Here is a 26,761-nt window from a genome sequence, read left to right on the forward strand (position 1 = left end):
ATGGGTTTGATACACTTCATGGCATATCCAAATGCGGGGACTGAAGAAGAGATCCTTTCCACAGTCAAATGTGTGCTTCAAGACGAATTCTTCCAAGCCATAGAGATCAGTGCCCTCGTTGAAGAAACCACCTTGAAAAAGATAGGTAAAATGTGCGAGGTTGCAAAGGTAGACCTTTTGATAGCTGCTCAACCGTTAGTGCTCTCAAAGAAGTTGAACTTGAACTCTCTGAACGATGAGGAGAGGAAAACAGCAATTGAAGAAATCAAGAAGGCTGTTGATAAAGCGTACGCCTCAGGTGCCAAGGCGATAGCTTTTTTGAGCGGTAAGATGCCCGAAGCGATACACATCGAAATGGCAAAAGAAAGACTTGTAGATTCGCTCTCTCAAATCTGTGATTATGCGAAAGAAAGATCGAGTGAGTTTGGTTACACTCTCGCAGTGAACCTTGAAGTTTTCGATTATTCTATCGAAAAAAATGCTTTGGTTGGTCCAGCCCCCGTGGCTTTCGAGATTGCATCGAAGGTCAGATCTTTCCATGATAACTTTGGCTTGACGATCGATCTTTCTCATCAACCTCTAGTGTTCGAAGATGCCTTTTACACGTTGACATTGCTCTCAGCTTTTGTGACACACATACACGTGGGTAACGCGGTTCTCGAACCAGGTCATCCAGCTTACGGTGATCAGCATCCAAGGTTCGGTATAAAAGGTGGAAAGAACGACGTGGAAGAACTCTCATATTTTTTGAAAGCTTTGTTCAAGATTAACTATTTCGATAAGAAAGTCGCCACGAGTAAACCGGTGATATCTTTCGAGGTCAAGCCTCTGCCAAACGAAGATCCTGATTTGGTTGTGGCGAATGCTAAGAGGACTTTCTTAGCAGCCTATGCGAAACTTCTGAAGGAGGTTTGATGGATGAAGAGGTTCAAAGTTTTCGTCACACGAAAGATCCTAGAAGAGGGTTTGAACATGCTCAGAGAAAAATTCGATGTCGAAGTGAGTGATTATGACGGAGTCATTCCAAGGAGAATGCTTCTGGAAAAAGTCAAAGGAGTCGATGCCATACTGAGTTTGCTCACCGATACGATAGATGCCGAAGTGATGGATGCAGCTGGGCCCAACTTGAAAATCGTAGCGAACTACGCTGTGGGGTACAACAACATCGATGTGGAGGAAGCCACAAAGCGCGGTATTTTGGTCACAAACACACCCGGGGTACTCACAGAAACCACGGCAGATTTGGCTTGGGCCTTGATGATGGCCATAGCTCGAAGGATCGTTGAAGCGGACAGATTTGTCAGAGAAGGAAAATTCCGTGGTTGGGAACCCATGCTTCTGCTTGGAACGGATGTTTATGGAGCAACACTTGGTATCGTCGGTTTTGGACGTATAGGTCAAGCAATGGCTCGGAGAGCTCTAGGATTCAATATGAAGGTTCTATACTACGATAACGCCAGAGTGCCTGAACAAATAGAAAAAGAATTGAAGGCTACATACGTCGATCTTCCAACGCTTCTGAAAGAATCCGATTTCGTTTCGTTACATGTTCCCCTAACGAAAGAAACTCACCATTTAATCGGTGAAAAAGAGCTCAGGATGATGAAGAGGGGAGCTTATTTGATCAACACAGCTAGAGGTCCTGTCGTGGACGAAAAAGCTTTGGTGAAGGCCCTGAAGGAAGGTTGGATCAAGGGAGCCGCACTCGACGTGTTCGAAAATGAACCCGAAGTTGAACCAGAATTGCTGAAACTCGATAACGTTGTCCTCGCACCACACATTGCCTCCGCATCTTACGCAACGAGATCCAGAATGTCCATCATGGTGGCAGAAAACATCATCAAAGCCTTGAATGGTGAAGTCCCACCGAATTTAGTCAACCCAGAAGTATTACAAAAAAGAAAGTGAGGGCTCTCAGCCCTCACTTTTTTACGTTGTTCATGCCAATTTTCTCAAAGTTCTTGTGTGTAATATCTTCGTGAGGAGCACCAGAATAACGATTCCGATTGGTAGCAAGATGAATGGACTGAGTTTGAGAACCCCATAGAGGATATACATGATCAACGCCGTGAAGGCGCACAAAAGTGCGTAAGGTAGTTGTGTGTTCACATGATCCATGTGATCGCATCCAGAGAAGATCGAAGAAAGAACGGTTGTATCGGAAATGGGGGAACAGTGATCTCCAAAGATTGCGCCTGCAAAGACAGTTCCTGTCATCACCGTCGTGGAAAGCCAGGGATCTTTGGTTATGTTGTAAGCTACCGGTATCGCGATGGGGGTCAGTATCGCCATCGTACCCCAAGAAGTTCCCGTCGAGAAGGAGATGAACATGCCGATAAGGAAAACGACAGCAGGAACTAAAGCGAACGAAACGTCCTCTCCCACCAAGGATACAACGTAATCTGCAAGTTTCATATCCTTCGTGACGGTCCCGATTGACCAAGCCAAGACCAATATCGCACAGGCCAAAAGCATCAGCTTGAATCCCTCAAGGAACGTTTTCATCGCTTCCGCAACGCTCATGAGTTTAAAGCTCAAAGCTATGATTATTCCAACCAAGGACATCGCGAAAGCGCCCCACAATAAGGCAGTCGCTGCATCTGCATTTCCAAGTTTTTCTATGAGAGTTTGCCCGCCCTGTGCGGCACCAGTGTAATAAAAACCGAATATGGTGACGAACACCAGCGCTACGATCGGTAAAACGAAGGTCATTATCATAGGTCTTTTCTCGATGGGTTTTCCAAGCTCAAAATCGATGTTCAACATCGGCATGGCACCGTCGCGAGAAGTTTTCCCTTCCAGTTCGGCTCTACGTTCTGCCTTCAACATGGGTCCAAAATCCCAGCCACTGATCGCGATGATACCAACAAACAGCACAGTGAAAATACAGTAAAAGTTGAAAGGAATGCTTCCGATGAATACAGCCATGGGTGCAAGCGTCGTTATTCCTGCTGCACTCATGCCGTTTTGTATCATCGCGAGCTGGTACGCTATCCAGTCTGAAATAAAGAACGTCGCAACTGGTGAAGATGTTGAATCGAGGATGTACGAAAGCTTTTCTTTGGAAATCTTGCGTTGTTCAAAGATGTCTCTCATGACATTTCCAACTATGGCTGAGTTTATGTAGTCGTTGAAAAAGACGATGACACCAAGCAGCCAAGCCCAAACGTTCGCAGATCTCCTTGACTTGATCTTCTTCGCTGCCCAGTCCCCCAACGCCTTGCTACCCCCAAGTCGCCAGATGAAAGCGATACCAGATCCCATGAGTAGGTTGAACAAGAGTAACTTCGCGCTCCATTCGTCTGCCATGGAGCCGATGATCTTTTCGAGTGAATAAGTTATACCAGAAATTGGGTTAAAGTTATTCAAAAGTAGTCCGCCAGTGAAAATCCCCAAAAATAGCGAAAGCAGAACGTTCTTTGTTATGAAGCAGAGTACAATTGCTACGAGAGGAGGCAAAGCAGACCACGCTGTTCCTTCCACGTTCATACCCCCTAATCAATATGATTTACGAATATTATAGATCCGGGGCGATATCCTGTGGGATTTACAATACTTTAAGAGTTTTTGTCTATATATCGTACTTCAAACTCATTCAAGACGGTAAATCTTAGGATGATCAAAATTGTTTTTGGAAAAGATGGCACGCCACGAAGTGGTTCGGTGAAACCTCGAGCATCTGTGGCTCCAACTCACTGCAGATAGGCATAGCTTGGGGACATCTGGTGACGAATCTACAACCCTTTGGAGGATTCAATGGACTTGGCACATCGCCTTTGAGGATTATTTTCTGCCTCTTCACCTTTGGATCAGGCACAGGTACGGCAGAAATGAGCGCCTTCGTGTAGGGGTGTAAAGGGTTCAGATAGAGTTCTTCACTCTCTGCCACTTCGACGAGTTTTCCAAGGTACATAACCCCGATCCTGTGGGAGATGTACTTCACTACGTTCAAAGCGTGGGAGATGAAAAGATAAGCGACTCCCAACTTTGCTTGAAGATTTTCCAAAAGCTTTAGTATCTGACTTTGGATTGAAACATCGAGTGCGGAAACCGCTTCATCACAAACGATCAGATCAGGTTGTGTCGATAGAGCTCGTGCGATACATATCCTTTGCCTTTGACCACCGGAGAACTCGTGGGGATATCTGTACATATGTTCGGCGGAGAGTCCAACCATTTCCAAAAGTTCCTTGACCTTCTTTTCAGCTTCCTTACCTTTCACAAGACCATGATAGACCATCGCTTCGCCTACGATCTCTTTGACAGGTAATCTCGGATTGAGCGAACTGAAGGGATCTTGAAAAACAATCTGCATTTTTGGCCTAAGTTTTTTGAGTTGCTTTTGATTAAGCTTCGTTATTTCGATTCCTTCGAAGATGATCTCACCACTCGTCGGTTCTTCCAAACGTAAAATACACCTTCCTGTGGTTGTCTTCCCACAACCACTCTCACCCACTAGACCGAAAGTTTCACCCCTCTTTATTTGAAAACTCACTCCATCGACAGCCTTAACTGTTGCGATTGTTCTTTGAAGTATGCCTGCTTTCACTGGAAAATACTTCACAAGGTTCCTCACTTCGAGGATCACATCGCTCATTCTCCCACTTCCTCGGGATCGGATCCTCTCAGAAAACACCTAACTTTCCTGTTTTCATTCACGTTCACCAGTTTTGGTACTCTCTCTCTGCACAAATCGAAGGCGAAAGAACAGCGTGGATGAAACCTGCATCCAGGCGGTAGGTTCATCGCATTCGGAACGGTACCTTCTATCGTGTGCAGTGGTTTTCTACCGGGTTCCAACTTGGGTATAGATTTGAGTAGGCCGTCTGTGTATGGATGGAGTGGTTTTTCGAACAATTCTGTACATGAGGCTTCTTCCACTATTTGACCAGCGTACATCACCACAACTCGATTGCACATTTCTGCGATCACTCCAAGATCGTGTGTTATGAGAAGCACGCTCATTCCGAATGTTTTTCTGAGCTGGGATATGAGATCGAGTATCTGGGCTTGAACAGTCACATCCAAAGCTGTGGTAGGTTCGTCCGCTATCAAAAGTTTTGGGTTGCAGGATAAAGCCATGGCTATCATGGCACGTTGTCTCATGCCACCGGACAATTGGTGAGGATAATCGTTGTACCTTTTCTCTGGATTGGGAATGCCAACCAACTTGAGTAACTCGATCGCTTTGTTTTTTGCCTCCCCCACACTCACATTTTGGTGGGTGATGATCGCTTCTGAAATTTGTTTTCCAACGGTGATCACCGGGTTTAAAGAAGTCATAGGTTCTTGAAAGATCATCGAGATAGCACTTCCTCTGATCCTTCTCATCTCGTTGTCTGAAAGTTCGAGCAAATTTTTTCCCTCGAAGAAGACCTTACCTGAAGTGATCTTTGCGGGCGGGATCGGCAAAAGTCTCATTATGGCGAGTGAAGTGACGGATTTTCCACAACCAGATTCGCCGACCAATCCCAAAACTTCTTCTTGTTTGACGGAAAAGCTAACGCGATCCACTGCATGGACCGTACCATCATCGGTGAAAAATTTCACGGTAAGATCTTCCACGCGCAGAATTTCCTCCATTTTTCATCACCTTTGGGGAATAACCCTTCTCGCGCCGATGTATTTCTTGTCCAAATCCAATGAATAGTCAGGATCGTTGGGATCGAAGCTGTTTATGGCGACTCCCCTGCTACCCGAGTGAATGTATTTCATGTTCCCAATGTAGATACCAACGTGGGAAGGACCAGGTTTATAAGTTTGGAAGAAGACCAGATCAGCCGGTTTGAGATCTCTTCGGTTCAACACGGGTTCACCTTGTTCGAACTGCATGTCGGCATCACGTCTCAAAAAGTAACCTGCCATTTTGAAACAAAATTGAGTGAAGCCTGAGCAATCGAAACCGTACGATGTTGTGCCTGCCCAAAGGTAAGGAAGACCCAGATGTTGCTTCGCAAGTTCAATGATGTATCCTGCATCTTTCCTTTCTGAGAAAACTTTATCTCGATTCTCGTATATTCCCACATCACTGAAACGTACAAACAGCTCTCTTCCGTCTGGTAATTTCAAAGATAGCCAACCTTCCTTTTCTGATGAACAAGGTAACACCGAACCTTGAACGAGCTTTTCATCGATCATGCTGGATTCATCTGGTGTTCGATACAGTTGTGCGAACCTCGAAACGATTAAGGCAAAAGGATTAGAGAGATATTTTTTCAATTCTTCATCATCCATTGTCACAACGGCTGAACCATCTATCCAACCAATGTAAGAATCCTCCATCTGGGCTAAAAACCAACCGTTCATCTTCTTCAGCAACCTCAAAATATCCCCCATCCGAGCTTGCGTCACAGCATTCTTTTGAAGAGTTCTCCCAGGTGCGTCCATCAAATTCACAACGTTGACCTTCACGATCGCGAAAGTTTTTTCGCCCACAGACTCGTCAGGTAGGAGTTTCACCTCATCGTTGATAGTAACTTCGAGAATTTTTCCCAGTCTTTCGATCAGCTTTTCTTTCAAATCAGCTTCTGAAACTTCCCCAAAAATGGTGAACCTTCCATCCTCAATCTTCGCCTTGATATCGAACACAACTTCTCGTGGATCAATTTTGAGCTCTTTTCTGAACTGCTCTATCTCTCTATTTGCTCTTTCTAAAAGCTGCACCGTAGCACCACTCCCAAACAACAAGATTGAAGCCAACAAGCAACCAACGATAACCTTTTTCATTTCAATCGCTTCCTTTCATTGTTTCAATCTCGGATCGAGCGCATCCCTTAAACCGTCACCGAGAAGATTGAAGGAAAATGTGGCAAGCATGAGTACGAGACCAGGCCACACCGCGTACCAGGGCTGAATTCTCAAATAAGCGCTCGCGGATCTTATCATGTTACCCCAACTCGGAGTCGGTGGCAATATTCCAAGCCCAAGGAACGAAAGACCAGCCTCAGCCAAGATCGAGCCTGGTATACCGAGCGACACTGAAACGATGATTGGTCCCATGCAGTTGGGAAGTATATGTTTCGTGATGATCCGAAAATCTGAAAGACCTTGTGCTTTCGCAGCTTCCACGAACTCTGTTTCCTTCAAGGAAATAACCTGGCTTCTGACTAACCTGGCTTTGCCCGCCCATCCTATCACAGACAGTGCGATGAACATGTTCGTCAAACCAGGACCTAGAGCGAACATCATACCTATATAAAAGAGCAATTCAGGAAAAGCGAACAACACGTCTGCGACTCTCATCATGAACATGTCTATGGCCCCACCGTAGTAACCTGCCAACGCCCCAACAATGATTCCAATCACTGTAGTTATGAACTGTGTAACGACGCCAACTAGCAGTGACACTCTAGCACCATAGATCAGCCTTGAAAGGATATCCCTGCCGTATTCGTCTGATCCAAGCAAGTAAACTCCGTTTTTGCATATTTTTGAGGAAGATCCCATGGGTTTCAAACGATTTTGAAGATCTATCTTGTTCGGATCTGCTGGCGCGAGGAGTGGCGCAAGAATGGCGATTATCGTGATGAAGATGACGAAGGCCAGACCAAACATCGCTGGTTTGTTTCTTCTCAACCTTTTGAAGGCATCCGTGTAAAGGTTTGTGGCCTTCTTCACACCCACTTCGTGTAACCTCCTACTTGAGCCTTATTCTCGGGTTCAAAAAGGCATAGGATATATCGACGATCAGATTTCCCAAAATGTAGATGATAGCCGTGAATACCACTGTGCCTTGAACCAATGGGAAGTCCCTTTCTGAAAGAGCCCAAACGGAGAGCCTACCTAGTCCTGGTATCGCGAAGACTGTCTCAGTCAAAATGGAACCGGTGAGAAGCCCGCTGAGCTGCATGCCGAGTATCGTCACAACTGGAATCATGGCATTCTTCAGTGCGTGAACGAAGATAACCCTTCTTTCCGCAAGTCCTTTAGCACGCGCAGTTCTTATGTAATCCTGTCTTATCACATCCAAAAGAGCACTACGTGTGTAACGAGCGATCGAAGCGGCGAACCTTGTGCCCAAGACGATCGCCGGGAGGATCATGTGTTTGAAACTGTAATAACCAGATATGGGGAACCAGCCAAGCTTCAAACCAAAGATCAATTGTGCGATCACAGCAACCCAAAAGACTGGGGCACTGATCCCAGCGAGTGCCAAGATCATCATGGAATGATCCAGAAGCGAATATTGTTTAACGGCAGAAATTATACCCACAGAAACTCCCAGCACTATCGCCACAAGATAAGAACTCAGTGCAAGTTTCAAAGTCGTGGGAAAGGTATCGGCGATCATCTTGGACACAGGTAAGTTAGTCTTGAAGGATCTTCCTAGATCTCCTCGAAGCAAGTTGAACAGAAATCTGATGTACTGAACCACAAGAGGATCGTTCAAACCGAGTTGCTCTCTAATTTGCTGAATCGTTTCTGGATCTGCGTACTTGCCGACCATTTCCAAGACAGGATCTCCAGGCACCACGTTCAAAAGAATAAAGGTTATCAACGTAACACCGATTATGACTGGCACAGAGAAGATCAATCTTCGAACGATGTACTGAAGCACAATTTTACTCCTCCAAAGAGGGCGGGCAAGTGCCCGCCCAAAGTTTCACTCTTTGTAAGCGTACAGATAAACTGTTATCCCTGTTGGATGAGCGATGATGCCTTGAACGTTTTTCTGCGTCGCTAATAAATACTTCAGATGGAACAGTGGTATGATGGCAACATCTTCTCTGATGATCTTGTGCTCTATCTCTCTGTACATCTGCGCTCTTTTTTCCGGGTTAACCTCGACGCGGGCTTTTTTGATCATCTCCTGTACCTCTTTGTTGTTGTAACCTGAAGACATTTGATTGCCTTCGCCGAAGAACACACCGATATAGTTGTCTGGATCTGGTATATCGGCCCACCAGTTGCCATAGTTTGCGGGGATCTTTCCTTCAGATCTCGCTTGACGGAATGCGGCCCTTTCGATCGGTATGATTTCCAGATCTATACCCACTTCTTTCGCCATCGCTTGTATGATGATGTTGGGTTGCGATAGAGTATCCCCGCCCCATTGCCAAGCTGTGACTTTACCTATGTTTCCAAGTTGTGCGACCAATTTTTTCGCTTCCTCAGGATTGTAATCGTAGGCTGGACCTTTTCCGAGCGGGTAAGAGCCGGGTATACCGGGTGTGACGAAGCTCGTCGCCACGGTCGCCCTTGGACCGAACACCGCTTCAGCGAGTTCCTTCTTGTTGATGGCCAGAGCCATTGCTTTTCTCAAGATCGGATTGGACCATTTCGGATCGCTCATGTTCATGATGAAGTAATAAGTGTTGAGGGCTTCTTTCTCTATGATGTTGTATTTACCGGATTTCTTCAGTCTGTCGTATTCTAACACAGGTATCGTGACTACATCCAAAGTTCCGGCCTCGAACTCCATCAAAGCGGTGGCTGAATCTGGTATGATCCTGTAGACCACACCATCGAGGTAAGGTAGATCTTTTTCAAAGTAATGTGGGTTTCTTTCGAAGACGATTTCAGTGTTCGGTACATGCCTTTTCAATTTGAACGGACCCGTTCCGATTGGATTCAGTTTCCAATTATCACCAGCGGCTTTCACGAGTTTTTCTGAATAGATTGAAGCACCAGGAACAGCTAAATGATAGATGAACGGTGCATAAGCTTCTTTCAACACAATTTGGAATCTGTAATCGTCGATTTTCTTGAAACCTTCCAAGGTTGCTGTTTCGCCTTTCATGAACTTGTCGGCACCAAGGATAGGTTCGAACAACCACTTGCTCGCTCCTCTACCTTTCGGGCTGAGCATTCTCTCGATGGTGAACCGCACATCGTCACTCGTGAGTTCTGTCTTGCCATCGTGGAACTTGATACCTTTCTTCAGCTCGAAAGTGTAAACTTTGCCATCTCCTGAAATCTCCGGCATCTTCACCAGCAGTTCTGGCTCAAGCTCCAGCGTTTCCCCCTTGTACCTCACCAGCGTGCTGAACAAAAGCCTAGCCATCGCGTATGTCTGCAACGTCGTATCTTCTTGCGCATCGAAGGTCATCCTATCCGTGGTCCAATAGTCGTAAATTATACCGCCTCTCTTGGGTTTCTGTGCAAAGAATGTTGCGGCGAACAATACGAGCAACACCACAAGTAAAACCTTCCTCATAACAACACACCCCCTCCAACCTGAATGAGGTTCATACTTCACAGAATCTTGCAGATCAACTCATCCTTCTCTCCAAACAACAGATCTATGAGCGGAACTTCCAACAGCGTGTAACAACCAGGTTCCTGTTTAATACTCGCTCTCGCTGCGGCGACCATCACCTGTGCCGTCGCCGCAGGGTTATTGACCCACATCAGATATTCCATTCTCTGATTACACGCCCCAGCCGAAGTTCCTTTTCTCTCTATTTTCACAGAATGACCCATATCTATCAAGTCTTTCACACTCTCCACTTGGTTGATGTAAACCTCATCGTGACAGAAATACGGATCTTCAGCGATCTTTTTGGCTACATCTGCAAAATCGTAGCCATCTTCCAACTCCACGTACACGAGCCTCATGTGTATACCCATACCTTTCGGACAAGTGATGGAAACAGCATCTCTAACACCTTTGATCCTCTTCACAGCCACCGTATGTCCCATACTCATCCCAGGACCGAAGTTGGTCCAGGTCATGCCCTGAGGTGCAATGATCTGCATGATCGCTCTGACGAGCGAATCTGTCCCCGGATCCCATCCCGCACAGATGATGGCGACACTGTTACCCTCTTTAGCGATCTCGTTGAGGTGTTTCTTCAATCTCAACGCTCCTTCTGCCCCATGAATATCGTAAGCATCCACCGTATTTATTCCTCGACGTAGATAATCCGGAGCCACGTGGGGTACTGCACGACTATCTATCGCTAGGATCGCAACGTCCGGTCTCTCCAGTTGCTCAATATTGCTTACCACAGGTAGATCCGTGATCTGACTCACAATCTGCGGTATTCTATCTGGAAGCTCTACGATTCCGACGATCTCCATATCCTGAGAACCTCTCAACGCTTGTAAAACTTGTTTTCCAACGTTCCCCATTCCAACGACGGCTACCTTGATCTTGCCCATCTTCTCCCTCACTTTCTTTGCAAAATCCCGACATCCCCACGTAACATAGGTTACCACACAGTAATACATCAAGTCAAGAGAGCACTAGTTGTTAGATTGATCGTACAAATTTTGCTCAAGTTTTAGAACGACTGTGAGAGGCTCACTGTTCGTTCTGTAAAAGATAGATGTGACGATTCGACTGCGGTGGAAGTGGTCTATAGATTAGCTCTATGATAAGGCACATTCAGCGAGTTTTTACTCTCTTCTCACACAGTTGACAAAATTCGATCGGAATAGTAAAATGTTTTCGGAGATCAGGAGAGGCCATATCTCAAGTTCGAGGTATGGCCTTTCATTTTTAAGATTTCCTTAAAGAAGATCGATACCATAGTGTGGGGAGGTGTGTGGTGTGAGGAAGCTGTTTGTTTTGTTTCTAGTGCTCTTGACGGTTTTTGCTCTAGCGAAGGTTAAGATTCAGTTCTGGCACGCGATGGGTGGTTGGCGTATCGAGGTCATTCAGAACATGGTGAACGAATTCATGAAACTGAATCCGGACATCGAAGTGGAGGTACAATACGTCGGCAGCTACGAGGAGATCTTGGCGAAGACTGTGGCTGCTGTCAAAGCAGGAACGCCACCTCATGTGGTTCAGTTGAACGAGATCAGCACACAGAAGATGATCGACAGCGGTGTGATCGTACCAGTGCAAGATTTCATAGACAAAGATCCTACCTTCGACGTTGGTTTGTTCTTACCACAGGTTTTGAACTATTACCGTGTCGGTGGAAAACTCTATTCGATGCCTTGGAATACCTCCACACCGTTGCTTTATTACAACAAGACACTGTTCAAAGAAGTTGGGCTTGATCCGAACGATCCACCCACCACGTTCAGTGAACTGATCGAAGCATGCAGAAAGCTTGTGAAGAAGGATGAAAAGGGTAATATAGTCAGAACAGGAATCACTTGGCCTCTGTACTCTTGGTTCTTCGAACAATACATGGCTTTACAGAATCAACCTCTCGTGGACAACAACAACGGGAGAACCGGAAAAGCCACTAAAGTTGTGTTCAACAACGATGCTGGTTTGCGGTTCTTTGAACTCTGGGATAAGCTCACTAAGGAAGGGCTCATGATCAATACGAAGCGAGCGGATTGGACGGCTGCGAGACAGTTGTTCATATCACAAACTGTTGGTATGTTGATTTCCTCAACTTCTGATGTTGCGTTACTCATGAATGAATCTAAGAAACAAGGTTTTGAACTTGGAACTGCATTCTTACCATTGCCGGATGGTGTACAGCGTGGTGGAGTCATCATAGGTGGAGGTAGTTTATGGATCATCCAGCAGAAGAACAGATCGGAAGTTGAGGCAGCATGGAAACTCGTCAAGTACCTCGCAGAACCAGGACCACAGATAGTTTGGCACAAAGCCACAGGTTATTATCCCATCAGAGTCGATGCAATACACACTCTCCATGTACAAGGTTATTATGCTGAAAATCCTCATCATTTGACGGCCATGCTCCAACTACTCACCGGTGTACAAAATTACAACACTCAAGGGGCGATCATAGGAGCATTCCCCGAGGTTCGTGATGCTATAGAATCTGCCGCTGAAAAGATGATCTCTGGAGCTATGACGCCTAAGCAAGCTTTGTCTGAAGCCGAGAGGAACGCAAACAAAGCGATTAAAGAATACTTCTGATCTCGGGCGGCCGCGTGCCGCCCCTTTGGAGGTTGTCAAAAATGAGAAAAAAACTGCTACCTTACGTTCTGCTTCTACCCACTTTTCTGATAATCGTTCTTTTCATATACCTTCCCGCTTATGAATCATTCGTGAACAGCTTCATGAGGATCTCTGTCTTTGGTAACAGGAGGATGTTTGTCGGTTTTAGAAATTACACAACGTTGTTCCAAGATCCAGATTATCTCGCCGCGATTCGCTTCACGGTGATTTACACTCTCGTCACTGTTGTGATATCTATATTTTTGTCTTTCTTCCTCGCGCTCCTTTTGGATCAGAAAGTACCTGGTTCAAAGATATATAGAACTTTAATTTTTGCACCCTATGCCGTTTCTTACGCCATAGCTGGTGCCTTGTGGGGATTCTTACTCAACCCTGTTGTTGGACATGTGAACTATCTCGCTAGAATTTTTTTCGGTGTGCAAGCCAACTGGTTGACTGCTAGGCCCTATGCGATCTACGCACTCATTTTTGCTTCTGTGTGGAAAACTCTACCATTCAATGTGATTTTTTATCTAGCCGCACTGCAGAATATACCCTCAGAGCTCATTGAAGCGAGCATCATAGATGGTGCGAATGCTTGGCGCAGGATCTGGGATCTGATCTTTCCGCTGGTTTCACCCATAACTTTTTACCTAGTTATAATGAGTATCATATCTGCCACTTTTCAATCGTTCGCGATCATCGACGTTATGACTAAGGGAGGTCCAGGGGGCTACACGACGAATTTGATTTATAAGCTCTACATGGACGGTTTCAGATTCCAAAAAATGGGATTGGCAGCGGCTCAGAATACGATACTCTTTGTAATGATGATCGTTGTGACCTTTGTTTACTTCAAATATGGTCAGCAGAGGGTACATTATCAATGAGGTGAGAAAAATGCGGCTTTCAACGAAGAAATTTACATTGACAGTCGTTTATGAGTTTCTTTTGATATTCGCAAGCCTTACAATGTTTGCACCAATACTTTTAGCACTGATAATGAGTATCCAGCCTCCCGAATTTGTTTTCTCTTATCCACCGAGGTTCTTGCCAAAGGGTTTCTTCGTTGAAAATTACTTTCAAGCTTTCAAAATTGTTCCCTTCGCGAGGATGATGTTGAACAGCCTATTGATCGCTGTTTCCATAACGTTTGGAAAGCTCATCACTGGAACTTTAGCAGCCTACGCTTATTCGAACTTCCGCTTCAGAGGGTCGAGGGTGTCTTTCTATATTTTGCTCGCCACGCTTTTCATACCAGCTGAGATCGTTTTGATCGTTCCACTGTTTCAAATCATCAGCAAACTTGGTTGGGTCAATACCTACTGGGCGATGATGATACCGTTCATGGCCAGTGCGACCAACACCTTTCTTTTGAGACAGCATTTTTTGACTATACCGAAGGAGTTCAAAGATGCTGCGATGATAGATGGTGCCACCGCAATGCAATATTTGACGAAAATAGTTATTCCCCTGTCCCGTCCGATGCTCGCGGGTGCCAGTATAATAAACTTCACATACGCTTGGAACATGTACCTTTGGCCGATGATCGTAGCCATGGAGGATAGAATGAAAACGGTTCAGGTGGCGATCAACATGATCATAAACGCCGAATCTTCAAACAATTGGGGTATCATCATGGCTGCGACTATCGTGGCGCTGATGCCAACTTTGCTGTTGTTTTTCTTCCTGCAAGATCTCTTCGTTAAATCGTTGACGGGAAGTGGAATAAAAGGTTGATGAGCTACAATTTGTAAAGATTTTCCTACAATTTTTCTCCTTGACCGAAGGACTGCCGTGCCTCTATAATAGTTTTCAACTAAACGTGAGGGGGTGAAAACATGAAAAAAGTACCTTTCTTGGTGCTAACTCTGCTTGCCTGCACGATCTTTGCGCAAATCAGTCTTCAGGAAGCTGCGCCTGTGATTCAAAAACTCGGAATTTTGCAAAAGATCGACGATTCGCCTCTTAGTTACGATGAATTTCGAGCGGCGGTAGCGAAGGCATTCCCGGGTAAAGAAAACTTGGTCAAAAAGGGTTCCGAACCTGTTCTGAGGAAAGATTTCATCTTGATTTTGGTGAAGGTACTCGGTCTTGAACAAGAGGCAGCTAAATTCAAAGAAATATGCACGCTCGCCAACGATGAAGATAAAGTTCCACCAGAATCGGTCGGAGCATTCACCCTCGCATTCAGAAGTGACAGACAACTTTTGGATTATCGTTATGGACACCTGCTCGAACCCTTCTCGCCCATCACGAAAGCCGAGGCTGCAAGATCTTTCTACATGGCCCTTTATCCACCGAAGCGGGGAGGAACAATAACGACGGCGGTTGTAGCTAACCCGAAAGGTTTCAACACGCTCTTCACTTCCTCTGGTTTGACTTGGACTATATGCAACATCATTGGTGATGGCTACACCGGAACCGATGACAATGGGTTCTATCATCCAAGGATGATCAAAAGACTTCCAAGTTTAGAAAATGGTTTGATCAAGATCAATCCAAACGGATCGGTGAGCATAACCTTTGAGTTGAGGAAGGGTATGAAGTGGCACGATGGTCATCCTGTAACGGCACGCGATGCCAAATTCCAATGGGAAGTGATGATTTCAGATGCACCCATCACATCGAACTATTTTGAAAAATTGGTCCAACGTGTGGACGTCATAGATGATTACACCTTCACGATACATCTGCCACATCCGGTACCTGGCATGGAGCTTGGTTCCTCAGTCTATGCGTATTACTACGGTTGGTTCCAGTTACCCGAGCACATCTTCAGAGAAGATTTCGAAAAGGCTAAAGCGACTGGCAAGTGGGATGAATTCGTGCAGAAAGTTATGTTCAATCCGATCATGACTGGTCCTTACAAGTTCAAAGAGTACGTCGAAGGCCAATACATAGTTTTGGAAGCTTTTGATGGATACTACATGGGTAGACCAAACATCGATCGAATAGTCATGAAAATCATACCAGATCAAGACGTGATATTCGCTTCTACTCTGAAGGGCGAGATCGATTTTGGAAGATACACACTCAATTTGCAGCAGAGTCTGCAACTTCAGAAAGAGAAAGGTGACATCTTCAACGTTTACTTCACACCCAACGTGGCACTTTGGACGCTGGATTTGAATTTCAGAGATCCAAACGATCTGTCCAAACCACACCCACTGTTCTCAGATGTTAGAGTCAGGCAAGCCATGCTGTATGCGATCGATAGGCAACAACTTAACGAAGTTGTCTTCCAAGGTCTTGGTCGGATAGTAGATACGTGGATCACCGAGCTTCACATCATGAGAGATGCTTTGAAGAGCAACAAGATAAAGAAGTATCCGTACGATCCAAAGAAAGCTGAGCAGTTGCTCACAGAAGCTGGATGGAAGAAGAACAGACAGGGTTTACTCGAAAAGGATGGAAAAATCTTTGAGTTCACGATGATCGCTGGAGCAGGTAACCCACAGACGGAGTTGATGGCCCAGCTCATTCAAGCGATGTTGAAAAAGGTTGGCATTTCGATGAAAATAGAATTGAAACCGCCGTTGGTGATTTGGGAAGAAGCTCCCATGGGTAAGTTCGACGCGTGGCTCACCGGTTGGGGATATGGGGTGAGCGATGAGGCGTTGAACTACTGGGGTAGCGACATGATTCCTTCTGAAGAGAACAACTGGGGTGGAACCAACTACACTGGTTGGTCTAATCCAAGGAACGATGAATTGATGCGACTGATGGCTAAGGAAGTCGATTACAAGAAGAGGGTACAACTTTACGAAGAACATTTCGCACTCTGGACGAACGATTTACCAGTTCTACCACTCATTTCTGATCCTACCCCACATTTTGCTAAGAAATACATAAAGAGTTTCAATTCCACGTATGATAGCGGTCTTGGATGGATCATTTACAACTGGTACATCGACACTGAACAACGCTGAGGGGTGGCACAGGGCCACCCCTTTTTCAGGGGGGAAGGTCGGTGTTTGAAAAATTGATCGAGAAGATCCCAGATTACAAGAGATTCTTCAGGGTCAAAGAATTTGATCAGCACACCGATGATCTTGTGAGGCACCATCCTGAAACAGTTGAAGTCTTTGTGGGAGGGTACTCGAGGAAAGGTCATCCAATAAAGGTCATCAAAATAGGTGAAGGTTCAAAGACAGCCCTTCTGTTCGGCTGTCCTCACCCCAACGAACCTATAGGTGCTATGATGCTAGATTTTCTCTGTGAGGAACTCACCGTGAATGAGGATCTGAGAAACCATTTCGATTACACCTGGTACATCGTGAAAGTGATAGATCCAGACGGTACTAAACTGAACGAAGGTTGGTTTTCGAATCCACAATCTATAAGATCCTACGCTGAGCATTTCTATAGACCACCTGGATATCTCCAAGTGGAATGGACGTTTCCTGTCGATTACAAAACGCTCCATTTCCACAACCCATTGCCAGAAACACAGGTGCTCATGAAACTCATCGAAAAGCATAAACCATCTTTCATGTACTCACTCCACAACGCGGGGTTCGGAGGTGTGTACTATTACATCTCGGATGATGCCCCAAACCTCTATGAAAATTTTCATCGGATTCCTCATGAATTTGGGGTACCACTCGCCCTAGGGGAACCAGAAGTACCGTACTTGAAAGCTTTCGCTCGAGCCGTTTACAAACTTTCTCCTATCACGGAAGAGTACGATTATTTGGAAAAACATTCCAACGTAGATCCAGCCATGATCATAAAAGCTGGAGCGAGTTCTGACGAATATGCTAGCAGAATAGCAGATACCTTTTCTTTGGTGTGTGAAGTACCATACTATTATGATCCAAGAATAGAAGATACTTCTGAAACGAATATGAGTAGAAAAGAATCGAGGCTCATATCTTGGGAAAGATCGAAGCAAAACTTGGAGTTCGTCAAGGAAAACTTTGAGCTCTGTCTGAGTAAGGTAGATGTCAGCTTTTCTCCATTCTGCGAAACGCTGAAAAACTACGTTGAAACCGGTCCTAAGCATCTCGAAGCCGAGAGGAACTGGATAGAGACGGACCAACAACTGTTGAGGAGGGCCACGGTGGCAGAGGTCTTCGACAGTACGTGTGTAACGGTATTCTATCAGTGTTTAGTGCTGGGAATGCTTCGCAGGCTCTACAATGAGGCTTTAAACATCAAGCAAGATGAACATCTTTTAGAAAGAAAGCGCATTATCGATACGAATTTTGATGAAAAGATAGAATATCTAGAAAAAAACTTGAACTATCGAGCCATCCCAATAAAACATTTGATTGCGATTCAGCTCCTCGCGGGGTTGTACACAGCTGACTATGTTCAGAACCTGCGGAGGTAAAGCATGAAACGCTATTTGATCGTAAGAATGATAGAGCTCGTACCCGTGTTCTTCTTGATCTCACTCATCGTCTTCATCATCTTGAACGCCATGCCAGGCGATCCCCTACTCTATGCGAGGATGGAAAATCCCAGGGCTGTTCTGAGAGATCCACAGAGGATAGCAGAGTTGAGAAAGTATTATCACTTGGATGATCCGCTACCGATAAGGTATGTGTTCTGGTTGATCAGTTTTTTGAAGGGTGATCTGGGTTATTCTTCCATGTACAAACAGCCTGTTTTACAGATAATTCTGAAAAGGCTACCACACACGTTGCTCCTAACGATCACCGCTTGGCTCATAGGTTTGATCGTCGCTTTTCCGATAGGAATCTATTCAGCCTTGAGAAAATATTCTTTCTTCGACTATTTCTTCACAGTACTTGCTTTCGTAGGTATTTCTCTGCCGACGTTCTGGTTCGCCTTGATGGGCATCATAGTTTTTTCTTTGTGGCTCAAGTGGTTCCCAATCTCAGGTGTTCAAACCTACGGTGTCACAGGTTTTTGGAATGTTTTTGTCGACAGGTTGAAGCACCTCGCACTGCCTTCACTAGTCCTCGGCTTGGTGCAGGTAGCTTACTGGGTTAGATACATAAGAACTGCCTTGCTCGAAGTGCTAGATCAAGACTACATAAGAACTGCCTATGCTAAAGGTGCGAATGAGCGTAGAGTAGTGTTGAAACACGCACTTCGGAACGCAATGATACCGATCATAACGATCATAGCACTGGACATACCTTACTTTTTTGGAGGTGCACTCATAATCGAAACCGTTTTTGCGTGGCCAGGTATGGGTAGGTTGATCTACGAAGCCGTGCTGGCGAGCGATTACAATTTGGCAATAAACTGTCTCATGTTCATCGCCATTGTTACGCTGTTGAGCAATTTGCTTGCTGATGTGCTCTACGCCGTTGTCGATCCAAGAATCAGACTCGGTGAAAAGGCGGTGTGATTTTGATGATCTTGCCCATCAAGAAGAGAATAGAGCAGATCGAGGAGAACGCAGACTCACCTGTACTGATTGGAACGTATTGGCAATTAGTCAAACGGAAGTTTTTGAGGCACAGACTCGCCATGTTTGGTCTGTTCTCCTTGATATTCGTCATGTTTTTCAGTTTCGTAGGGCCTCTGTTCACAAATTTATCTTACGAAGATATGAACCTTCTAGCCAGGTTTAGACCACCGTTCACTTTGAAAGAACATCCTTTCGGTACCGATGAGCTTGGACGAGATGTGCTAGTTAGGCTCATGTATGGTGGTAGGATTTCACTGATCGTTGGTCTTGCAGCTTCCTTGATCTCGACAGCTTTAGGACTCGCTGTAGGTTTGGTCTCTGGTTACTTCGGAGGCCTTCTGGACAGACTCTTGATGAGATTCGTTGATGTGATGCTTTCTATACCTTTGTTCCCTGTGCTCCTTATCCTCACCATGGTTTTTGGACCGGGTATGAAGAACACGATAATCGTTCTTTCTATCTTTGGTTGGATGGGCGTTTCAAGGTTAGTGAGGGGAGTAGTTTTGTCTCTCAGAGAGAGTGAATACATAATGGCAGCTCGCGTGCTCGGAACTAGCAAAGTTAAAGTGCTTTTCAAACACATCTTACCAAACGTCGTACCAATAACCATCGTCTCGATGACCTTGAACCTCTCCTATGCTATTCTTAGTGAATCCTCGTTGAGTTATCTTGGACTTGGAATTCAACCGCCCACACCTTCTTGGGGCAACATGCTTCAAAGGGCCATGAACTACATACTGACGCCGACGGTGACAGGTCGTATTGCATGGTGGCTCATTTTCTTTCCAGGTTTCATGATTTTCATAACGGTTTTGAGTGTGAATTTTGTGGGAGATGGATTGAGAGATGCGCTCGATCCTAGATTCGTCAGCGAAATCTGAGGTGATACAGTGCTTTTGAAGGTCGAAAAGTTGAAAGTCGGCTTCAAGACCAACTTTGGGAGGATAATCCCAGTTGACGACGTGAGCTTTGAGATGAGCACAGGCGAAGTGGTGGGACTCGTTGGTGAATCTGGTTGTGGCAAAACTGTGACAGCGTATTCGATCGTTAGATTGCTCCCGAAAAACGCTTTCATCGATACCGAATCGCACGTTTGGTTCGGCGGGATAGATTTGATATCTCTCTCCGAAGAAGAGCTCTACAAAGTTAGGGGAAAGGATATAGCGATGATATTCCAAGAACCGATGACTTCGCTCAACCCAGTTTTCACCGTAGGATGGCAAATCCAGGAGGTATACGAGTTGCACGAAAGGTTAGAGAGAGAAGAAGCGGAATTGAAAACCATAGATATGCTCAAGAAAGTCAAGATACCAGAACCAGAGAGAAGGTTTAAACATTATCCACACCAGTTTTCTGGAGGGATGAGACAACGGGTCATGATAGCGATGGCACTGGCATGTCGGCCGAAATTGCTCATCGCAGATGAACCAACCACTGCCCTTGACGTCACCATACAAGCACAGATTCTCAAGCTCATGCTCGAATTGAAAAAGCATTTTGGAACATCGATCTTACTCATCACACACAACCTTGCCGTGGTTGCTGAAATGTGCGACAAAGTCGTAGTGATGTACGCAGGTCAAGTGATCGAAAAATCGAATGTATTCGATTTGTTTGAAAATCCTCTTCATCCTTACACGAAGGCACTTTTGAGAGCCATACCAAAAATAGATCAACCTGGTAGATCTAAACTCATTTCCATAGAAGGTGTGGTGCCGCATCCTATGAGGTATCCCAAAGGATGTCGTTTTCACCCGAGATGCTCAGAAAAACTGCCCATTTGTTCACAAGAACCACCCCGTAGGATCGCAGTCAATCCTGACCATGAAGTGAAGTGTTGGCTTTACGATGTTGGGGGAAAATGATAATGATGTTGTTGAAGCTCGATAAGTTGAGCAAGTGGTTCGTTTTGAAGAGAGGTCTTCTAGGAAAGTCTTACCTCAAAGCCGTTGACAACGTTTCTTTCGATCTCACGAAAGGTGAAATTTTTGGCCTGGTTGGTGAATCTGGTTGTGGAAAAACAACGCTGGGAAGATTGATCGTTCGTATCTACGAACCAACTTCAGGTAAGGTGATTTTTTACGACGATACCGCAGAAGTGGATCTATTCAAACTGAGTGAAAAGCAGTTTCAACCGTATCGAAAGAAGATACAGATGATTTTTCAAGACCCTTACGGTTCGTTGAACCCACGACTCACTGTTTTTCAAATCGTTACGGAAGGGCTCGGTTCACAATACGCACTGAAGGAAAAAAGAGAGCTCGCACTGCAAGTACTGAGCGAAGTTGGTTTAAGACCGGAGCATTTGATGAGATATCCTCACGAATTTTCAGGTGGTCAGAGGCAAAGAATAAGCATAGCTAGAGCACTCATACTGAAACCACAGCTCCTTGTGTGCGACGAACCTGTTTCGGCACTCGATGTCTCTGTCCAAGCGCAAGTAATAAATTTACTCATGTCCTTGAAAGAGAGATACGGCTTGACTTACCTTTTCATCGCACACGATCTTGCTGTTGTGAAACATGTCAGCGACAAAATAGGCATTATGTATCTTGGAAAAATTGTAGAAATAGCCAGAAGCGATGATATCTTCTCCAAGCCTTTGCATCCTTATACGAAAGCGCTCATATCGTCTGTCCCTATACCCAATCCGAAATTGAGGAAATTGCACATCGTAGAACCAATCCAAGGTGAGATCAGCTCTCCTATAGACCCACCGAACGCGTGTCTTTTCGCTCCAAGATGTCCGTATGCCATGAAAGTGTGTTTGGAACAGCCGCCAGAGCTCAAGGCTGTCGATGGTTCACACCGCGTAGCATGCTTCTTATATTAAGGTTTCATCACCCTCCCCATGAACAGGATGACGTTGTTAGACTTTTCATAGATGAAGAACAAGAAAGGTCTGTCAACCTTGAAAATGATGGGAATTTTTGGGCCCATCTTGATCCCAATGATCACAGCCGTTGCGGCAGCTGCCTCCGTTCCTTCTTCGTTCACTTCAACGAAAGCTTGATGGATGACATTTTGGATCTTCAGCATTTTAGTTCCGTCCATTTTGGAAAAATCAGCAGAATCGGTGAACGCGTCCACCATGCCCATCTTCGTTAAAACTTCCTTCAGGGAAAATCGCTGTTCCACTTTGAACCTCGGCAAATATACTTGTACTTCTAGGACTTCGAGACTCTGCAACCAGTGCATCAACTTCTGAAGTGAAAATCTTTTTTCAACGTCGCTCAATTTCACGCTCTTCTTTGGTAGAACGATCACCATGGAGAATCTCCCACCGGCGTATGGAAGCTGCAAGATTTGCGCCTCTTCATCTTCGAAATATTTGAACATAGCCGTCAATTTCATCATGTTCACTTCTACAGATGTGGTTTCATCGATATAGAAAAGATCCTTCTCGGTTCGTGATGGATCGAATGGAACTTCCCATACACCTTTGAAATAAATGGCGTTGGTGAGGATCAATCTGGTCAAGCTATCCACATCGTTTTCTGTGATCATATCTTTGATCTTCTTGTCGGTTTTTTCTTCGATCCATGCGTTGATTTTTCGAACAGAATTTCCTAATTCATTCACAAAATCTACGATGTTGACTGGTGCCTTGTAGTATCTTTCCACCGCGTCGAGAAAAGATTGGAGCAATGGATAATTCTTCTGCAACCACAACGCGTTAGCAACAGAAAGCTTGTAATTTTGTGAAGGTTCATTGAGTGAAGCGATGAGTTTCGAAAAGCTTTCATGGATGTTTACATTCTCTTTGAAATGAAGCACTTGACCCATCTGTTCCGCCGTTTTACCGTTTGCACCTAGATATGTCATGGCCAAGGCTGTGCTCAAACTGAACGGAGAAAAGAAAATGTTTCCATCCTTACTCGCCAACGTTTTGTACAGATCGATTCCAAAGAGATTCACCGAATCTGATGCGTCGATTGCAAAACAGAGACCGAGCAACAAAAAACTTGCAAGCAGCAACCAAGTTTTTCTCATGTGTTCTCTATCCTCCCGAATCATAAGATAATTCACGGTCGATTAGAAATCGATGAGAAAATGATACCTTCAATCGCTCTGGCCACAGCGTGAGGTTGATCGATCATCGGTAGATGTCCTGCATCCGGTATCACTAAAAGTTTGGCCTTGACAGCACTCAGTAAACATTCTGCACTCTTCAAAGGGGTCACTTCGTCTTTCTCCCCCCAAATGATGAACGTAGGAACGGAAATTTTTCCAATGTTTTCTCTGAGTTGAGGCGTATCCTGATTTTCAGCCAAATTGAAGATGACTTCCATGGGGGTTTGATAGGCGAGGTAGTAATTCTTCAGAAAATATTTCTCATCGAAGTTCTGCTCGTTTATCAGCATATCTTTGAAAACTTTTTTCTGGAAATTGTAATTCATAAAGATGAGTCTCAAACCGACTTTCGTGAAGATGTTGTTTGGAATAGAATTTCTTTCAGAAAGGCATATTGGGCTGTCGAGCAAAATCAAGGATTTCACTCTGGCTGGATCATCCAAAGCCAACCACATTGCGACTTCTGAACCCATCGAATGACCGAGTACATGGTAATGATCCAAATTCAGCTTTTCAGCCAGTTTTGCCACTGTTTGTGCCATGTACCTTCTTGACAATGGTTTTTTGATATTTTTCTCGCTCAACCCAAAACCTGGTAAGTCAACGGCGATCAATGTGAGATCGTTTCTCAGCAGATCAAAAAGATACTCGAAATTCGTCGAGTTACCCATAAAACCGTGGATCAGGATCAAAACCTCAGGTCCGTCTCCCACCTTTTGGTAAGCTATTTTTAAACCGTCGATAGTTTCAAAATCGTAGAGCGATCGATCGAGAAACTTTTCTCCCTCCACCGCTTTCAAAGGGTCTATCGAGAGTAAAAAGATCACGGAGAAAACCACAGACCACAATAGAAACGCTTTCATCTTATCCCTCCATTCTCCAACTTCAAGACCAGCAAACTCATGAATATGTTCAACGAAATTTCGGCCAAACACAGCCGGTAGAATGCACTGTTCTCTTTGAGAAATAGAGTTTAGCGAATCAGTCCGAAAAACAGACATTGCTGTGGTAATATAATTCAAGAAAGAATTGTTCTTGGAGGTGAGGTGGATGAAGAAAGCGTTCATTTTAGTCATGGTACTCGTTGCGGGTTTGATCTTTGCACAAGCGTTCTCCGATGTGCCTGTGAACCACTGGGCATATGAAGCTGTGACTGAGCTTGCCAAGCTCGGTATCATCTCAGGAATGCCTGATGGTACGTTTCAGGGAAACAACCCGATGACTCGCTACCAAGTCGCAGTCGCACTCAAAAAGCTCATAGACTATCTCACGAAGCGGATTTCAACTGCATCTCCAGCTGATCTACAGAATGCTTTGAGAAGAATATCTGCTCTGGAAGATCTAGTCAGCACAGCTATAAACAGGACTCAAAGACAAGGGGAACAGTTGGCTGTCACAGATCAAACTCTTCAAACTGTTTTGGCAGAAATTTCCAATTTGAAATCCACTATAGTTGAGATCTCTCAGGTAAGAAGGGACTTGCCAACCATGATCGCTGCTTCTGAAAGCAAGATGATGACGATGTACAATCAACTATCCTCGAAAGTAGCTGCAGTTGAGAAGAGTGTTTCTGAACTACAGGCTCAGATCTCTGCACAGATTATGTCGCAAGTCAAAGGCTCCATCGATGCGGTCAACGCGAAAGTGAGCGAAATCGATGGTAAACTCAACTCACTTTCCAATACACTCTCTTCGAGGATAGATGCTCTGTCGAAATCGCTCGACTCGACGAAGGCGGACTTAACGGCGCTGTCCAAGAGAGTCGATGGAGTGGAATCAAACCTGCAGGCTCTCACAACACTGAGAAAAGGTCTATCTGATCTTGAAGGTCGTGTTGCAGCGCTCGAAACAAAGGTTGCTTCCGATGTGGATGGTCTCAGAAAAGCATTGGACACAACCGCTCGTCAACTCGATGCGAGGTTGTCCTTGCTCGAAGGTCAAGTTGCTTCACTCGTCACGGACGTCGAGAAACTGAAGAAGGATGTCGCTGAAGCAACGAGCGCAGCAAAGAAAGTGGGTATTCTCGAAGGTAACGTTGGGACGTTGGCTGGCCAGATGACTTCACTGAGTCAGAAAGTGTCGCAGAACGAGCAGAACATTGCGAACCTATCCAAAAAGATCGACTCTAAACCTTGGATGAGCGACATCGAAGCTACGACGGTTGATCTATCCAAGAAGATCAGCGATGCTTACAACATGGGTTTGATAGGTATAATCGTTGGAGCAGCTGGTGCGGTCCTTGGAATCATCGGTTTGATGATGGCCGGTGCCGGCGGAGCGCAATGAGTTTTTGAATCTAATCGTGGTGTGAAAGGACCCCGTTTGGGGTCCTTTTTTGTCGAGGGGGTAGGTTGTATGATCGCTGTATGGTTTGCAGTTTTGTTCACATGGACGGTGTTGTTGGTGCTTTGGACTGTTCATATCTTCAGATCGAGAGTGGGAACGAAATACGATGTTGTGCAAGATATAGTTAATCTCAAGGCTGAACTTGAACAGTTGAGAAGCTGGAGGGAATATCAGAAAAAGCTCGAAGATGAAAAGACTAACAGATTGACTGAAACTATTACTAACATCTACAAACTCTTCGAAGAGTTAAAGACTCGAACTGAAGTGACCGAGAGTGAGAGGGAAAAACGAGTAAAACAATTAGTTGATCAGATCAAAATTTTCTTGGAACAACAGCAAAAGCATGTAGAGATGTTTCTGATCGAACAAGGAAAAAGCAAGGAAGAGATAGAAAAAAGAAGAGATGCACAGTTACAAGATGTAAAGCGAACGATAGAAGAATTCGTGAAAACTATCTCAGGTACAAGAACGCGTGGTCGAACTGGAGAAAACATTTTGAAAGAGGTCATGAAAGAATCGATAAAGGTTGGGATTGTGAAGACGAATTTGAAAACTGGAAACGGTGAGGTCGAATTTGCTTGGGATTTGGGGGATGGAAAGTACATTCCGATAGATTCAAAACTACCGGAGCTTGAGGAGATCATCGAACAACTTGAGAAGGCTGACATTTCAGAAAAAGAATCCTATCGAAAGTTGATATCCGATAAACTCAAAAAAGAGATCGAACGTGTCAAGAAATATCAGAACTGTCACAACACCATCGATAGTTGTATATTGGTGGTGCCAGATGCGGCATTGGATATTGCTCCAGAGCTCATGAATATCGGCAGAGGATCGAATGTTTATCTTTGTGGTTATAAAGATGTTTTCTTCGTGGCACACACGATAGCTGAAAGATATCTTCAGCTCAAAGAGCAAGGAGATGTTGGAAGATACAAACAACTTGTGAATGGATTGCTGAAAGTTCTTGCGGAAATTGAGAAGAAAATCGACAGTATTGCGAAATCTAGCGATTCAATACGATCGAGTGTTGATAAAATCAGAGAAAATATAGCAAAGGCCAAGAGATTCGAAGATTTCCAAGAAACATTGGAAAAACAAAATGTTGAGGAAAGTTGATCCAAGGAGGGAGGTTT

Annotated in this window: 23 protein-coding genes; 13 read left to right on the top strand and 10 right to left on the bottom strand. The window is 44.9% G+C overall.

What is annotated here, in order from left to right; translation table 11 throughout:
- On the top strand, positions 1–915 hold the full coding sequence (locus tag NZ875_06860) for a sugar phosphate isomerase/epimerase (protein MCS7175457.1): 915 nt from the start codon (positions 1–3) through the stop codon (positions 913–915).
- Positions 916–918: 3 nt separating this feature from the next.
- Entirely contained in the window at positions 919–1,908 is a 990-nt protein-coding gene (locus tag NZ875_06865; GenBank protein ID MCS7175458.1) for a D-glycerate dehydrogenase, read from the top strand.
- 30 nt (positions 1,909–1,938) lie between these two features.
- On the opposite strand, the gene NZ875_06870 is transcribed toward NZ875_06865, so the two are convergent.
- The 8 genes from NZ875_06870 to NZ875_06905 all read right to left on the bottom strand — a co-directional run bounded on the left by NZ875_06870 (position 1,939) and on the right by NZ875_06905 (position 11,103).
- Positions 1,939–3,489 (bottom strand): Na+/H+ antiporter NhaC family protein, encoded by a 1,551-nt coding sequence (locus NZ875_06870; protein MCS7175459.1) that lies wholly within the window; start codon positions 3,487–3,489, stop codon positions 1,939–1,941.
- A 130-nt stretch (positions 3,490–3,619) separates the two neighbouring features.
- Positions 3,620–4,597: an ABC transporter ATP-binding protein gene (locus tag NZ875_06875; protein MCS7175460.1), complete on the bottom strand. Its 978-nt coding sequence runs from the start codon at positions 4,595–4,597 to the stop codon at positions 3,620–3,622.
- Positions 4,594–5,583, bottom strand: coding sequence for an ABC transporter ATP-binding protein (locus NZ875_06880; GenBank protein MCS7175461.1), 990 nt, complete (start codon positions 5,581–5,583; stop codon positions 4,594–4,596). The genes NZ875_06875 and NZ875_06880 overlap by 4 nt, the downstream gene beginning before the upstream one ends.
- 6 nt (positions 5,584–5,589) lie before the next feature.
- On the bottom strand, positions 5,590–6,726 hold the full coding sequence (locus NZ875_06885; GenBank protein ID MCS7175462.1) for a C40 family peptidase: 1,137 nt from the start codon (positions 6,724–6,726) through the stop codon (positions 5,590–5,592).
- Positions 6,727–6,741: 15 nt separating this feature from the next.
- Positions 6,742–7,617: an ABC transporter permease gene (locus NZ875_06890; GenBank protein ID MCS7175463.1), complete on the bottom strand. Its 876-nt coding sequence runs from the start codon at positions 7,615–7,617 to the stop codon at positions 6,742–6,744.
- A 19-nt stretch (positions 7,618–7,636) separates the two neighbouring features.
- Complete coding sequence (locus NZ875_06895; GenBank protein MCS7175464.1) at positions 7,637–8,557, bottom strand: ABC transporter permease; 921 nt, start codon at positions 8,555–8,557, stop codon at positions 7,637–7,639.
- 45 nt (positions 8,558–8,602) lie between these two features.
- Positions 8,603–10,156 (bottom strand): ABC transporter substrate-binding protein, encoded by a 1,554-nt coding sequence (locus NZ875_06900; protein ID MCS7175465.1) that lies wholly within the window; start codon positions 10,154–10,156, stop codon positions 8,603–8,605.
- 38 nt (positions 10,157–10,194) lie between these two features.
- A complete protein-coding gene (locus NZ875_06905) occupies positions 10,195–11,103 on the bottom strand; it encodes a diaminopimelate dehydrogenase (protein MCS7175466.1) in 909 nt (302 codons plus the stop codon).
- A 391-nt stretch (positions 11,104–11,494) separates the two neighbouring features.
- On the opposite strand from NZ875_06905, the gene NZ875_06910 reads away from it, so the two are divergent.
- The 9 genes from NZ875_06910 to NZ875_06950 all read left to right on the top strand — a co-directional run bounded on the left by NZ875_06910 (position 11,495) and on the right by NZ875_06950 (position 22,038).
- Positions 11,495–12,793 carry an ABC transporter substrate-binding protein gene (locus tag NZ875_06910; protein ID MCS7175467.1) on the top strand — a complete coding sequence of 433 codons (1,299 nt, stop codon included), beginning with the start codon at positions 11,495–11,497 and terminating at the stop codon, positions 12,791–12,793.
- Between the two features lie 41 nt (positions 12,794–12,834).
- A complete protein-coding gene (locus NZ875_06915) occupies positions 12,835–13,704 on the top strand; it encodes a sugar ABC transporter permease (GenBank protein ID MCS7175468.1) in 870 nt (289 codons plus the stop codon).
- A 10-nt stretch (positions 13,705–13,714) separates the two neighbouring features.
- Positions 13,715–14,554 (top strand): carbohydrate ABC transporter permease, encoded by an 840-nt coding sequence (locus NZ875_06920; protein MCS7175469.1) that lies wholly within the window; start codon positions 13,715–13,717, stop codon positions 14,552–14,554.
- Positions 14,555–14,655: 101 nt separating this feature from the next.
- A complete protein-coding gene (locus tag NZ875_06925; GenBank protein MCS7175470.1) occupies positions 14,656–16,746 on the top strand; it encodes a peptide ABC transporter substrate-binding protein in 2,091 nt (696 codons plus the stop codon).
- A gap of 41 nt (positions 16,747–16,787) precedes the next feature.
- On the top strand, positions 16,788–18,152 hold the full coding sequence (locus NZ875_06930) for a M14 family zinc carboxypeptidase (GenBank protein ID MCS7175471.1): 1,365 nt from the start codon (positions 16,788–16,790) through the stop codon (positions 18,150–18,152).
- Positions 18,153–18,155: 3 nt separating this feature from the next.
- Positions 18,156–19,142 carry an ABC transporter permease gene (locus tag NZ875_06935; protein ID MCS7175472.1) on the top strand — a complete coding sequence of 329 codons (987 nt, stop codon included), beginning with the start codon at positions 18,156–18,158 and terminating at the stop codon, positions 19,140–19,142.
- 5 nt (positions 19,143–19,147) lie between these two features.
- Positions 19,148–20,086, top strand: coding sequence for an ABC transporter permease (locus NZ875_06940; GenBank protein ID MCS7175473.1), 939 nt, complete (start codon positions 19,148–19,150; stop codon positions 20,084–20,086).
- Positions 20,087–20,095: 9 nt separating this feature from the next.
- The gene (locus tag NZ875_06945) at positions 20,096–21,070 is read left to right on the top strand and encodes an ABC transporter ATP-binding protein (GenBank protein ID MCS7175474.1); all 975 of its coding nucleotides are present in this window, start codon (positions 20,096–20,098) and stop codon (positions 21,068–21,070) included.
- 2 nt (positions 21,071–21,072) lie between these two features.
- Positions 21,073–22,038, top strand: a complete 966-nt coding sequence (locus tag NZ875_06950) for an ATP-binding cassette domain-containing protein (GenBank protein ID MCS7175475.1) — start codon at positions 21,073–21,075, stop codon at positions 22,036–22,038.
- On the opposite strand, the gene NZ875_06955 is transcribed toward NZ875_06950, so the two are convergent.
- Positions 22,035–23,198 carry a serpin family protein gene (locus NZ875_06955; protein ID MCS7175476.1) on the bottom strand — a complete coding sequence of 388 codons (1,164 nt, stop codon included), beginning with the start codon at positions 23,196–23,198 and terminating at the stop codon, positions 22,035–22,037. The genes NZ875_06950 and NZ875_06955 overlap by 4 nt on opposite strands.
- Before the next feature lie 32 nt (positions 23,199–23,230).
- Complete coding sequence (locus NZ875_06960) at positions 23,231–24,142, bottom strand: alpha/beta hydrolase (protein MCS7175477.1); 912 nt, start codon at positions 24,140–24,142, stop codon at positions 23,231–23,233.
- A gap of 187 nt (positions 24,143–24,329) precedes the next feature.
- Between NZ875_06960 and NZ875_06965 the strand changes: the two genes are divergently transcribed.
- Positions 24,330–25,565: an S-layer homology domain-containing protein gene (locus NZ875_06965; protein ID MCS7175478.1), complete on the top strand. Its 1,236-nt coding sequence runs from the start codon at positions 24,330–24,332 to the stop codon at positions 25,563–25,565.
- Positions 25,566–25,634: 69 nt separating this feature from the next.
- Positions 25,635–26,744, top strand: coding sequence for a DNA recombination protein RmuC (gene rmuC / locus NZ875_06970; GenBank protein ID MCS7175479.1), 1,110 nt, complete (start codon positions 25,635–25,637; stop codon positions 26,742–26,744).
- Positions 26,745–26,761: the final 17 nt, after the last annotated feature.

Origin of the sequence: Pseudothermotoga sp. (assembly GCA_025060105.1) — a bacterium.
Classification (GTDB): domain Bacteria; phylum Thermotogota; class Thermotogae; order Thermotogales; family DSM-5069; genus Pseudothermotoga_A.

Excerpts from the sequence above, each read along its gene's own strand:
- NZ875_06860 (MCS7175457.1), top strand. The coding sequence starts at position 1 with ATGGGTTTGATACACTTCATGGCATATCCAAATGCGGGGACTGAAGAA.
- NZ875_06865 (MCS7175458.1), top strand. The coding sequence starts at position 919 with ATGAAGAGGTTCAAAGTTTTCGTCACACGAAAGATCCTAGAAGAGGGT.
- NZ875_06870 (MCS7175459.1), bottom strand. The coding sequence starts at position 3,489 with ATGAACGTGGAAGGAACAGCGTGGTCTGCTTTGCCTCCTCTCGTAGCA.
- NZ875_06875 (MCS7175460.1), bottom strand. The coding sequence starts at position 4,597 with ATGAGCGATGTGATCCTCGAAGTGAGGAACCTTGTGAAGTATTTTCCA.
- NZ875_06880 (MCS7175461.1), bottom strand. The coding sequence starts at position 5,583 with ATGGAGGAAATTCTGCGCGTGGAAGATCTTACCGTGAAATTTTTCACC.
- NZ875_06885 (MCS7175462.1), bottom strand. The coding sequence starts at position 6,726 with ATGAAAAAGGTTATCGTTGGTTGCTTGTTGGCTTCAATCTTGTTGTTT.
- NZ875_06900 (MCS7175465.1), bottom strand. The coding sequence starts at position 10,156 with ATGAGGAAGGTTTTACTTGTGGTGTTGCTCGTATTGTTCGCCGCAACA.
- NZ875_06905 (MCS7175466.1), bottom strand. The coding sequence starts at position 11,103 with ATGGGCAAGATCAAGGTAGCCGTCGTTGGAATGGGGAACGTTGGAAAA.
- NZ875_06915 (MCS7175468.1), top strand. The coding sequence starts at position 12,835 with ATGAGAAAAAAACTGCTACCTTACGTTCTGCTTCTACCCACTTTTCTG.
- NZ875_06920 (MCS7175469.1), top strand. The coding sequence starts at position 13,715 with ATGCGGCTTTCAACGAAGAAATTTACATTGACAGTCGTTTATGAGTTT.
- NZ875_06925 (MCS7175470.1), top strand. The coding sequence starts at position 14,656 with ATGAAAAAAGTACCTTTCTTGGTGCTAACTCTGCTTGCCTGCACGATC.
- NZ875_06935 (MCS7175472.1), top strand. The coding sequence starts at position 18,156 with ATGAAACGCTATTTGATCGTAAGAATGATAGAGCTCGTACCCGTGTTC.
- NZ875_06940 (MCS7175473.1), top strand. The coding sequence starts at position 19,148 with ATGATCTTGCCCATCAAGAAGAGAATAGAGCAGATCGAGGAGAACGCA.
- NZ875_06950 (MCS7175475.1), top strand. The coding sequence starts at position 21,073 with ATGATGTTGTTGAAGCTCGATAAGTTGAGCAAGTGGTTCGTTTTGAAG.
- NZ875_06955 (MCS7175476.1), bottom strand. The coding sequence starts at position 23,198 with ATGAGAAAAACTTGGTTGCTGCTTGCAAGTTTTTTGTTGCTCGGTCTC.
- NZ875_06960 (MCS7175477.1), bottom strand. The coding sequence starts at position 24,142 with ATGAAAGCGTTTCTATTGTGGTCTGTGGTTTTCTCCGTGATCTTTTTA.
- NZ875_06965 (MCS7175478.1), top strand. The coding sequence starts at position 24,330 with ATGAAGAAAGCGTTCATTTTAGTCATGGTACTCGTTGCGGGTTTGATC.
- rmuC (MCS7175479.1), top strand. The coding sequence starts at position 25,635 with ATGATCGCTGTATGGTTTGCAGTTTTGTTCACATGGACGGTGTTGTTG.